The organism is Pseudoalteromonas gelatinilytica, assembly GCF_001641615.1.
GTDB classification, from domain to species: domain Bacteria; phylum Pseudomonadota; class Gammaproteobacteria; order Enterobacterales; family Alteromonadaceae; genus Pseudoalteromonas; species Pseudoalteromonas gelatinilytica.
Genome location: NZ_LRRU01000019.1, coordinates 501,646 through 513,668 on the forward strand (window position 1 = coordinate 501,646; position 12,023 = coordinate 513,668).

Annotated in this window: 10 protein-coding genes; 6 read left to right on the top strand and 4 right to left on the bottom strand. The window is 37.4% G+C overall.

Annotated features, from left to right (window positions below):
- Positions 1-12 precede the first annotated feature (12 nt).
- The gene (locus NH153_RS12530) at positions 13-888 is read right to left on the bottom strand and encodes a hypothetical protein (RefSeq protein WP_063704333.1); all 876 of its coding nucleotides are present in this window, start codon (positions 886-888) and stop codon (positions 13-15) included.
- Positions 889-1,673: 785 nt separating this feature from the next.
- On the opposite strand from NH153_RS12530, the gene NH153_RS12535 reads away from it, so the two are divergent.
- A complete protein-coding gene (locus tag NH153_RS12535; RefSeq protein WP_055022470.1) occupies positions 1,674-1,874 on the top strand; it encodes a hypothetical protein in 201 nt (66 codons plus the stop codon).
- Positions 1,864-2,109, top strand: coding sequence for a hypothetical protein (locus tag NH153_RS12540; RefSeq protein ID WP_063704335.1), 246 nt, complete (start codon positions 1,864-1,866; stop codon positions 2,107-2,109). Before NH153_RS12535 ends, NH153_RS12540 begins: the two co-directional genes overlap by 11 nt.
- A gap of 451 nt (positions 2,110-2,560) precedes the next feature.
- On the opposite strand, the gene NH153_RS12550 is transcribed toward NH153_RS12540, so the two are convergent.
- Entirely contained in the window at positions 2,561-3,724 is a 1,164-nt protein-coding gene (locus NH153_RS12550; RefSeq protein WP_063704340.1) for a GGDEF domain-containing protein, read from the bottom strand.
- 730 nt (positions 3,725-4,454) lie between these two features.
- Between NH153_RS12550 and NH153_RS12555 the strand changes: the two genes are divergently transcribed.
- Entirely contained in the window at positions 4,455-5,039 is a 585-nt protein-coding gene (locus NH153_RS12555) for an SHOCT domain-containing protein (protein WP_063704342.1), read from the top strand.
- A 3-nt stretch (positions 5,040-5,042) separates the two neighbouring features.
- Positions 5,043-5,555 carry a hypothetical protein gene (locus tag NH153_RS12560; protein WP_063704345.1) on the top strand — a complete coding sequence of 171 codons (513 nt, stop codon included), beginning with the start codon at positions 5,043-5,045 and terminating at the stop codon, positions 5,553-5,555.
- 689 nt (positions 5,556-6,244) lie between these two features.
- Here the strand turns inward: NH153_RS12560 and NH153_RS12565 are convergent.
- Both NH153_RS12565 and NH153_RS12570 read right to left on the bottom strand, forming a co-directional pair.
- Entirely contained in the window at positions 6,245-7,813 is a 1,569-nt protein-coding gene (locus NH153_RS12565) for a site-specific integrase (RefSeq protein WP_063704348.1), read from the bottom strand.
- 502 nt (positions 7,814-8,315) lie between these two features.
- Entirely contained in the window at positions 8,316-9,974 is a 1,659-nt protein-coding gene (locus NH153_RS12570; RefSeq protein WP_063704351.1) for a tyrosine-type recombinase/integrase, read from the bottom strand.
- Between the two features lie 247 nt (positions 9,975-10,221).
- Here NH153_RS12570 and NH153_RS12575 point away from each other — a divergent pair, with 247 nt between their 5' ends.
- Together NH153_RS12575 and NH153_RS22035 are read left to right on the top strand one after the other, a co-directional pair.
- The gene (locus NH153_RS12575) at positions 10,222-10,476 is read left to right on the top strand and encodes a YfhL family 4Fe-4S dicluster ferredoxin (protein WP_063704353.1); all 255 of its coding nucleotides are present in this window, start codon (positions 10,222-10,224) and stop codon (positions 10,474-10,476) included.
- A 108-nt stretch (positions 10,477-10,584) separates the two neighbouring features.
- Positions 10,585-11,904: a methyl-accepting chemotaxis protein gene (locus NH153_RS22035; protein ID WP_063704355.1), complete on the top strand. Its 1,320-nt coding sequence runs from the start codon at positions 10,585-10,587 to the stop codon at positions 11,902-11,904.
- Positions 11,905-12,023 lie beyond the last annotated feature (119 nt).

Consider the following 12,023-nt stretch of genomic DNA (forward strand, 5'->3'; position numbering starts at 1 on the left):
GGTAAGCAAAATCTAAATTCTATAAAACCTCTCGCTTATCTCATCACATAACTTGGTTCGATAGATAATTGATGATTGCAGTAGCTCGACATCTTCAGGCGATAGGAGAGGGTGGCGGGTTTTCTTATCGAATCGCGTTGTCATTTCTTCGAATAATTGTTCATGAAGGCGCTTTATGTCGTCAAAAATTTGCTGCGACTGGGAGAATAAAAACACTTTGTTATAGTCGCCATTTTTTAGTGAGGCTATGTATTTTAAAAGAATGGCTTGTCGTGCTGTTTTGTTCTTAAAGGAGTGTTCGACTTCTATGGCCGCAATTGAGCCATCTAATAAGCGAACTGCACCATCGACTGTTCGGGTGTCTGTGCTTGTATTGGCGCGTTTGAATTCGGGTTCAGTTATAAAGCTTTGCCACATTGGGGCGTAGGTGCCATCACTATGATAATTGTGAATGCCTCTTAGCATCACGAAGGCGTTAATTAGGTTATGCATTACGTTGTTATGGTTAAACTGTAAGGCGGGGTTGGTATTGGCTCTGAAGTAGACATCAATATTCATTATTTCTTCAGCGTACTTTGCAGCACTGTAGGTTGGAACATAGACGCGCCCATCGGGGCTACGATGTGTTTTAACGAGCTTTAAAAAGCCATCGCTGGTGAGCCTATTTAAATGCTCCAAGGCTAATCGATGTGAGATACTATAAAGCCAACTCACAAGGCCTGGTGTGATGATAGTAAATCGAATGGCAATGAGGGTTGAGAGCCTCAGGCGATTGCTAAACTTTTGATGATTGTTTGCACCTTCATAGTAGCGCATATCAATATCAAAATAGCGAGGGTAGGCGAGCTGAAGTTGGTTACTGGTATTGTTGTTTTGGATGTTTGTCATGTTTAAAGACCTTGGTTGTTAGTTTGAATCTTTAATTAACAACCTACCTTGCAAATTATCGCTTTTTAGCGATTATCTGCCGGTTTTCCTACCGGGATGCTTTGTACGCGTGCCCGGCAGAGTTGTCGCGATGATTATCGCAACAACAGGCAGCTTTCAGCTGATGTCTTCACAACGTTGTTGTTCAAACATATGGATTAAAACGCCCGTCATCTCTGATGTTGCTCCGCAACGAGCTGACTCGACGAGCTACCGCTCTAGCGTATTAAGCCATAGCGCGAATGTACCGAGCTACGCTCTGTACTCACCGCCACAATGCCGCTTTATGAACAGGCGATGGGTGCCCCATTCTCCGCCTTCATCATATCGCTTACTTTTCTATCGCAAAGGTGGTTCGCTTTTCAATTTGTACCAAATTTCAATCGAATTTCGCTATGGCGAAACATCATCGCGGTGAGTACAGACCAGCTGTACATTCGCGCTGCTCCATGTTTCTTCGGCTTCGCCTACGGCACATTACGCGACTTATTGGTCTCATTCTGAGACGCTTTTTATTGCCTAATTTCGTTCCGAATTAGGCTGGATTTGATGTCTTTCAGACGAAAAAGTAAGTCTACTTCGTAACAAAACAAAGTAATATTTTCTGTGAATAGTGAGATAAATAGAAAAGAAGAAAGTGATAATCCAAACTGTTTGTTGCTGAGCTTCGCAGTCAAACAAGTTTGTTTTTTATCACAAAATCATTAACTTTTAAAGAGAACTCACCCACTCTAAGAGGTTAAAAAATGACGACTACATCGATTAATCCTGCAACCGGTTTACCTATCAATGATGCTGATAATGGCAATTGTGTTGATATCGGTGGCAACGTATTTGGCACAGATAACAGTGACTTTTCTGATACAACTAGCTGTGATTCTTTCTCTGTATTTGATGATACTGATTGGGGGATAGATATTTCTTGCGGTGGAATAGATGAGTTTTAAACACTCATTTATCTATCGCAATCGTATAGAGATTGTTATCGCACTGATTCTATTCAGTGGTGTTGGATTTACGTTTTATCAGCTTAAGACCACAGAAAATCTCGTTTGGTTAATCGTAATGAGCCTGTTTTGTACCAAATTTGTAATGGGTGCCACTGGCTACTATATCTATGCAGAAAAGCACACACCCAGCATGAAAAAGATGCTTGAGTATGTGTTACTAAGGTTTTACTAACCTCCTATGTTTGTCCAGCAAAGCGCCTCTAAGGCGCTTTTATCGTTTTATAAAAAGTCATATCAGAACTTAAAAAAGCGCCCACAGGGCGCTTAGAATTAAAGGTATTTCTCTCGTAATTTTGATTCTATGAAACTTAAAATGTCAGCACATATGTATGCAAAAATAATGTACTCATAGCCTTCGATTAAGTTAGCAGACGCCAGTCTAGAAGTTTCGGGGTAATCAAGAACCCACAAAAATATCGCAAGTGAAATAAACAAATAAATACTATTCACACCGACTTGAACTAACCCAAGTACGAGCTCTAAACAAAATGTCTTCACACAGATTCTCCTCATTTGTACTGTGCAAATACGTATGTTTGTTAGGTGATAACTTATAGTTATTGATTAATTTTTTACAACGAAAAGTGAATGCATACTTAGAAAAAGACACGATCACATAGTAATCAAGCAATCTGAATCATATTAAAATCTGTTGATGTGTTTTTACCAGAATCTTTCGAATGGTAAAGAGCTTGGTCAGCTCGCTCTAAAACACACTCCCATGACTTGTCAGCTTTTGAACAAAGAGAATACCCAATGCTTACAGTTACTTTTAGACTGTCGCTTCCTGTATCTATTTCAGTACAACTTATTTTCTTCAAAATTCGATTGGACAAGTTTTCCATAAGGTTATTATCAGCGTTCTTGATGAGAATTAAAAACTCTTCACCGCCTAGCCTGAAAGCATAATCACAAGCTCTTACATTACTTTTAGCCCGATCGCATACTTCCTTTATAACTGTGTCTCCAACTGAATGGCCATACTTGTCATTTATGCTTTTAAAGTTATCTATGTCAATCAACATGAATCCGAGACAACTGTCGTTACGAAGACACTCACTTTTCATATTCTGTGAGATACTATTTAGAACGGTTCTATTAAGCCAGCCGGTTAAATGGTCTGTTATTGCCAGTGCACGTAAATGGGCTTCTTTTTTCCAAAATGAAACAAATGCGAAACTTATAGTAAGCATAAAAAACAAACATACCAAAGCCAAAGTACCTGAAGTTTGAATAAATTCGCTACCGAATATTTCAAGTTTCTCACCAAAAGCAATTACAACACCCCTAATAATTAATTGGAGGGTGAAAATGAATAACACGATCATCAATAAGATGAATGAATTTCTGTCCTCTTGCTTTCTATGCTTCCATAATGTGTAAAAGCTTAAAGAGTTTATAAAAATCAGGAATGGATAAAAAATTAAAAGCCGAAGGTTAACTGACTGTATAACAGCTGGAATTAGCTGAACCAAATAACTAATTGCAAGGACACTGGCAACCAACTTCCAATGCGAACGCTTGAGTGTAAGTTGGCTAACACCGCTGTAGATAGCAGTAAAGCCAGCCATATATAAGGCATTAGGAGCTGCAGGAAATATGAGCTGGTGTGTTTCAAGGTAAGCAGAACAAATGGCTATAACGCCATAAATGCTAAATAAAATAGCCGCAATCATCCAATCAAACAAATAACGTTCATTTCTGCTGACGTTATAAAGCAACATGCTAGTTATCATCATAATGATTGCGCAAGCTGCCGCTGCAGCCGTCATGCTTACTTGGTCCATTTGAGCTATCCTCCTTTGTTCTTATTATTTTATATCATAATAATACAGTTTCTGTAATGTTTGAGGTGCGATTTTATAAACGGTGGTAGTTACTTCTAGCACATAATATATTGATTTATAGCGTTTCTTCCTTCGCAGTTGTTTTAAACCAAGAACTTCAATTCTTGCTTAAACTATAAACTCTGAAAGCAGTAAGTTTTGAATGTTGGTAGATTGTTTGTGATCGAGATTTATAATTATTGGTCTACTATTAGAAGACATACTGCTGGGTGAGGTCACCATCATTGATGGTGCTTTAGGAAGTCGAATAAATTGTCTGGTTGAGAGCAACCGTACGGGCTTTGAGGTGGAACATTTCTGCCCCATTACCATTTAACGCCATTACTCTATAGGTCGGCCCGGAGAAAACAACGAAAGTTGAACAAACAGAACTAGATAACTGCTGTTCACCTGCTGAATTCCTCTGCCTAGTGGCTTCTGTGCGTATGAAAATATAGTTGCTTACCGAGATAAACTTAGGTGTAATGAATACATAATAAGCGCTGAGCAATGCAGGGAAAGCTTACTTAACACTAGGAAAGTGAGAGCCTCCAAAAAGCAAATTTCCATAGCATAAATAACACCAACTCTGACACACCGAGCAGGTAGCGACTCAGTCCAACAAGCGATTATGCAACACAAACTGCGTGTCGTATAAATACTAAAATGTTATATTTCAAAGGAGAGTACATTGCAAAATCAACCTATGAGTAGTGGCGACCAAAGTAAGCTGCTTATTTTTTCACTCTTATTCGCACCTTCGATAGTTCTTCTGGTCGGCGTTATTCCTGCCATATTTTTGGGCTTTGGCATATATATGATGAAGAAGAATCAAGACTTCTCCAGCATTGATACCGCGGTCAAAAACTTTAAGGGGTTTACTTGGATAGCTTTCATTGGCTGCGCTCTGAGTTCTGTTTATTGGGGTATTAAGTATTTCACTCCTGAACAAAGCTGGTATTACGACGATGAGTTCTTTGGTTCGTTAACATTCGCTGGAATTTCTTTTGCTTATTTAATTATGATTCAGGTTTTATTTTATTCTCCGTTGAATAGACATAGAGAGTGGGTAGAGGTTAATGGGATATTTTCAACAAAACCCAAATCAGACAAGGCCTCAAAAAGTCACTCAGAGGTGGACATAATAAAAGGAGAAAAATTGAAGCAATACTCTGTTGCTGACGAATTAACAAAATGGGCTAACCTCAAAGAAAATGGTCATATCTCAGAAGAGGAGTTTCACGAGGCTAGAGCCAAGCTTTTGAAGCGAAATTGAAAAATGAATATTTACAACAAGCAATTCGAACTACGTGAAGAAACACCAGCTTATTGGCATAATAAGTCAAATGATCTTTTAGTCTCTGCTCGCACTCTATGGGAAGCAATGCAAAAAGAAAAAGCGTTAGTGATAAACTGCTGGTCAACGTACAAAATGTTAATGGGAATGTCCTTTGAACTTCTTTTCAAGGCGCATTGCGTAGGCGCAGGTATTCGCTTCGGGGCTACCCATGACTTAGTGTCATTGGCAAAAACCGCAAACTTCACAATGTCCAAAGAAGAAAATGGAATTTTAAATGTTCTTTCGGAATATATTATTTGGGACGGAAGGTATCCGATCCCAAAGAGGTCACAGCATCTTGAAAATCATTGGAAAAGCCAAAACAAAGTGCTTAACGACAAGAAGAGTCTTGGCGGTTTAACGGTTCAAACCCCCAATGATAAATTAGATTTTGATAACTTACTTCCTATTTGGCGCAACTATTCAGAGCTTTACATGGATAGATACAATTGAAGTATAACAGGTTGCTCCACACCGAAAAATTACTCGCTGTGCTCCTAATTTTTCGGTGAGCAAGGCGTTACAGAATAAATACTCTAACGTGTTTTTGTCCATAGACAAGTTATAAATATAGCTCGCCGTTAACCCAAAATGCGTTAATGTGAGCCTTGATGTGTATAGATTGAAAGGATGATTACGATTGTAGTTGCAATTCAGAGAGCTGCTTTGATATCAAACTCTTTTGATGAGAAATGACCTTTCATTAATATACTCTCACTTTGATAGTTTCTTTACTAACCCTATTTTAAACTTTTAATGAGTGCAACAAGAGTTGAGAAATATTGTGTTGTTGTTCGGGTTGATATTAATAATTGTTTTTCATTAAGAGAATGTCTATTAGGGTACACAGTATAGCCATTCAGGCATATTATTGTCGAAATAGTGGAGAGATCAAATACTATGAAATGTCTTCTCTTCGGTTAAAACCACCGACATTGAGTTAATTTGAAATCATAGCTACCACAGATATATTTCAATTTTTCTTAAGATCTAGGATTTTTAAGCGCAGTGTCAACTCTAATCGACATCTGTCCAAATATGAGCTAGAAGCAACGCCTTGCTTAACATCTTATGTGTCTGTTTGATCCTTCCTACAAGAGACCTTAATCAAAAGATCTCATCTTATTAACTCAGAACGAACTTTATATTCTTAAAGTGGTGCATTCTTTTTGAGTGAACGGGATTAAATGTTCGGGTAGTTTTATAGGTAATTCAGGTTCAATAATACGTTTACCTTTTTTAAATGCATCTAAACCTTGCAGAATAATAGCTTCATTAATTAAAAAATATTTATACGCCGTTTCTGCTCTTAAATCATAAAGCTCATCGTTTTTATCGTAATGCTCTCCTGAACGGTCATGCTCTCTTCCTGTATGTCCAAGTATTAGTTTTGACTCAATTTGCGCATTGCTGAGTGAATAACCTTCTTCTTTCACTAGATATCTGACAACATTGGTTTTAGCGTGCTGTCTAAGTAAGGTAAAGCAAGGTCCAGCTGTACCTTTCACATAAAGGTCTTCCAGAGATGATTTATAGATGTCATTAGGGCAAATCAACATGAAGTATTCCCTTAAAGAATTATACGGCATCGCTTTAGTACAGTCTTTAAAGCTGAAAAATAAGTACTCATTAGGCTTATCAGGATGTAGTGATAACTGATTTTTGATTATTTTTGTCATTTGCAGAGTTAACTTTATTTTGAATTGTCCTTTGTTCTTCATGGCTCCTTCTTTGGTCATTGTGGATTTTGGATAAGTTATATATTTAGGGTTCTTTAAGTTATCTAGATAGCTTGTTTTTAATTCAATTATGTTAACTGGCCTAACAGCTGTGAAAGCCATTAAAAGTACAGCGTTCTTTTTTTGGGTGTTGGGCTCCTCTTCTAATCTATACATGAGCTTTGAAATACCCTCGCCATCGGTATACCCATTAAAAGTAGACTTGATAGGTGCTGGAATATAGCTAGTACGAATTTCGTTGATAGATTTATTTTTAAGATTTAGCTTTTCTGAAGCAAAAGCAAATAATGATTTAACTCTATTAGAAACATCATATGTATAATTTGCTTTCTTTTCTTCATATAGTTTGTCAAAAGCAGACTTTATTTCTTCTTGGCTTATATCTAAGAACTTTGCAGAACTGCCAATTACATTCACAAAGGCATTTATTTGTGATGAATATGTTTTGATAGTTTTTTTAGAAATGACTCTTTTATCATTTTCATGTTTCATTGAGAGGCTTTCAATGAATTTTTCAGCAACTTCTCCAAGCGTTTGACCAGACAGTTGATTATCAAAAATGATGGCGCTAAGAGTTGCAGCTTCAGCGACTGTCATTGTTTTATTGTTACCCAATAAAGGCTTTTTTAACTTTCGATGGCCAGGGTAGTATGCAAAAAATTGTACGATTCCATTTAAGTTAAAAATGAACCTTAATTTGCTTTTGCTACAATATTTAGATTTCCTATAATCTTTTTTGGGTTGGCCTGGTTCTGGTTCCGGGTATTTAATTGATACAGCGTATTCAGATAATATTAAAATATCTTTATCACTATATGGTGGTTTAATACTGTCGAATTTCGACTTGCTAATACACTCACTTTCACTTTGCTTCTCAGACTCATTTTCACTTGTTATCTTAGATAGGTTTCTAATTTTATCTAATATTCTGCTTATATTATTTTTCTTAAACTTCTTGTTGTTTTTTTTCATATTTTATTAAGTCTTTATTACTTCATCTGGGATGAATTAACGTTGTCGCTTTTTTATTATGTTGAATGAGTTTTTTGATTGCTGCAAGAGGGGGAAGCCTTGCCAGCTATGGCTTTAAGCCTATGACTACTAAGATCATTTTGGTGGTGAAATTAAATGGCTTTGTTTAAGCTACTGATAAGTCGTTTATAAGCTTATTATCAAATCTGAGCTTTTTGGTGGTGTATTAGTATGTTTTGGGTACTAAACTTTTTTAAATTTTTTTTAATAAAATTTTTTAACGATTTTTGTGTACTTTTTATAAATTCTTTGTAAGTTCATCAAAATTCAATACTTTTCTTCGTTCTACCGTTAAATTTATTTTTGCCAATACTATTTATTATTTTTGAGCGAAAAGTGTTCATCATCTTTGCTGTTGTACGAAAAATGACCCGGCTTTACGCTAAGTCATTATTTAGTTTCTATATGCTCTTTCAGTATACTTTTCGGATGAGTATTTAGCTTAAACAACAATATCATCAAGGTAACTTTCGATTACAGTTCTACCATCTTTAGTCAGAATTAACTCTTTAACTGATTTTCCTGTATCGCCAAAAGGCTGATTTATGAATTGAATGTATGCACCTTTATGGACAAGAGATGCTTTTATTCGCTCTCTTAGCGCTTTTTTATGTTCCTTATCTTTGATTATTTTTTGTTGGTTTACATGAAATGCTGTAGGCCTTAACTCTAAGCTTTGAAGCTCATGGACTCGTTTTAAAATGCTGACCTCGTGTAACTTAAATACATTAAACTTAAGTTTTGTTGAAGTGCCGTAGAGCTCTTCAGATTTATCGTAGTTAAGCCCATTCGGATCATCAGACTTTCTCAAATGATGAAGTGCTAAACGGGTTAAGTCTTCTGCATGCTTAAAGTGGTAGCCGTTTGATACCATCAGCTCTTTTGTATTGGATTTAAAAAAGCTTCTACACATAGTACAAAATGCACCCGCAGAGCCTTTCATTACAATCTGTTCGATATCACCTTTTACTGCATCAAATGGAGAATAGTCTTTGATAATTTTATCGAGGGAGCGTTTAGAAAATTGCTTCATAGGGTCGCGTGGTTGAAGAAAAATGAACTCTTGATTGCAATTAGGTCGTGCCGATTCCATCCATGCCCTTTGTTCAAGGATAATAGTTCGCATCATTTTTGTTAGTGGGAGTCTGTATTCTTTTTGGTTTTTCATTTCACCACGTACACCTACGATGGATGACGGAAAAGTTATTAAGGTCGGAAAGGTAATACTATTCAGCCATGACCATTTCATTTGAGGAATGTTGATAGGCCTCAAGCCCGTTAAAATCATAAACCTGGCTGCGTTCTTCTGGTGAATGCATGGCGTAGTTGCAAGGTTGATCCACAACTCTGCAATTGAATCTAAGTCAGTGTAGGCTTGGCACGGGCGGGGAGTATCAACTCGATCCGAAACATAATAATCATCGATGTCAGCAGCAGGATTACGGCCATTGTTAAACTTATTTTTGGCGAACTTCCATATACGCCTTATTTGAGCAAATAGCTCTATGGCTTGGTTGTTGGATTCGCTAGCAATAATTTTATCAATGATTCGCTCAAGATCCCCTGCCGTAATACTTTGAAATCTCGTTTTCATATTAAAGTACTGCTTAAGCTTTTTTACTCTGCACTTATATGTTCTCAATGAACCGGCTGCAAACTTTGTTGGTGCGAGTAAATGTCGGTTTGTCAGGTTCTGCTCATATTCTTTAAAAATAGTGTTTAAATCGGCGAATATCGTTCTTCCCTCTAATATCGTTTGTGTAAGCTCTCTTGCTTTTGCAATGGTGAGTTCTGGTAACTCCCCTAGCTTTACGTTTCGGATCTCTAATTTTTTTGGGAAATTAGAATAGAAGATGACCTTACCTTTTGGGGTGAAAACGAGCCGTAAATTGTGTTGTTGCTCATATTTAGACAAACGAACCAAGGGCTTATTTTTAATCCCTTGTTTTAAAGCAACTTTTCTCTCAAAATTTGAAATTATTTGAATCGCAGTAACACACTTTTTTATGTACAACATTGAAAAAGGTGCCTTCGTCTCTCTCCAAACGGCTTTTGCTTTAATGTATTCGGCTTTTGTAATGGGTTTATTCGTGTTTTTCATTTCTCTAAAACTCAGGTTTATTAAGCCCTGCAGGCCTGTCGTTTGATCTAGATCAACAAAATTTAGAGTGGGGTAAAGTAGAATGCGCGACCGCTTTTGTAACGGCTGCTCATAAACAGAGTGTGCTACGAATTGTGTTATTATTTATCGAATATTTTTTAAACTAAGCTTGTTTGAAAAATATATGTGTTACATACCTACTCATGTAACTATTTGTTTTATAGTGATTTATGTTCGAGGGCATTAAATGGCATTACTCATCAATAACAAATGTATTAACTGTGATATGTGTGATCCTGAGTGCCCGAATGAGGCTATTTATATGGGCGCGAAGATATATCAAATAGACCCAAATAAATGCACTGAGTGTGTTGGGCATTATGATAATCCTACATGTGTTAGTGTGTGTCCTATTGATTGCATCAAGCCAGATCCAAATCACCGTGAAACTTTAGATGATCTGGCTGAGAAATACGTTAAATTGACCTCCCAAGCTTCTTAGTTAAATCACCTTTCTTAATTCTTTTTGCTTATTTTAAAGTAGCGCCCTGCGTTAATTGTTCTACAATTTTATGAACAACAACACGTTAATAAAAAATCAGGGCGTTTTATGTGGTTTAATAAATCCTTACAGGCTGAAATTGATGCGTTAAAAGCTGAGCTTTATCCGCTAAAAGATCTCACTTCAGGTATTGATGAAGAGATGCTGGTGCTTAGGCTGCGTGCTGATGGCACAATGGCCTATATTAACCAGAACTTTTTAGATGAATTAGGCTACTCGCACAATCAGCTAATTGACTCGCCCTTCCAAGATATTATTACTGAACAATCTCGAAATACTGACCAGTTTAAAGACCTAAAAAACGCCATTGAAAATCAACAGCATGGTGTAGGGCACTTACAAATAACTCGCTATGACGGCAAGCTTGAGTGGCTACGATTAATTGCTCACCCGGTACACACAGAGCAAGGTGAGCTTAATTACTTTGCTATTTACGGCACTGTGCTTACCGATGCTATTTCTACTTCTCGTGAACAGCGTGACACTATTAATGCCATCTATCGCTCGATGGCAGTTATTGAGTTTGACCTTGAGGGCAAGGTTATTAACGCAAATGAACCGTTTTTAGAGAGTATGGGTTATAAAAAAGATGAGATCGTTGGCAAGCACCATCGTATGTTTTGTGATCATGCACTTGCTGAATCTGCGGAATATGAGAAGTTTTGGCAGCGCTTAAGACGTGGTGAGTTTGTTGTTGATCGCTTTAAACGTGTTGACCGTCATGGCAATGAAGTGTGGCTTGAAGCTTCATACAACCCTATTTCAAATGATTTTGGTGAGCTTTATAAAGTGATGAAGTTTGCCACTGTGATCACTGAGCAAGTTAATCGTGAGCATGCAATTTCACAAGCGGCCGAAATTGCGTATGGCACATCAACAGAGACTGATAGACTCGCTCAACAAGGGGCTGAGGTGTTACAAAACACCATGACAGTGATGAATGAATTAGCCCAGCAGATGGAGCAAGCAGCTCAAGAGATTTCAGCCCTTGATAAACAGTCACAACAAATTGCTGCCATTGTGCAAAGTATCAGCAGCATTGCGGAGCAAACGAACTTGCTGGCGTTAAACGCAGCAATTGAAGCCGCTCGTGCCGGTGAGCAAGGTCGAGGTTTTGCGGTGGTTGCTGATGAAGTCAGACAGCTTGCTTCAAGAACCTCAAAAGCCACTGAAGAAATTGTTGAAGTAGTAAATAACAATCAGTCACTTACGCAAAATACGGTAAAGGTTATTGAGCAAGGCAAGGTGAAAGCCGAGCAGGGTGTGTCTTTATCAAATGAGTCTGGCAAGGTGATGGAAGACATACAACACGGTGCCCAGCAAGTGGTTGATGCAGTTGGACAATTTGCAAATCAACTGAATCACTGACAAAAAGCCTACTCAGTTAGGCTTTTATAATGCTATTTGATTAAATCATTTCTTATTTTGCTTCAAGAAACTTCCTAATGTCTTGAAAGCGGCTATTTATCCAACTTTTTTACGCTAAT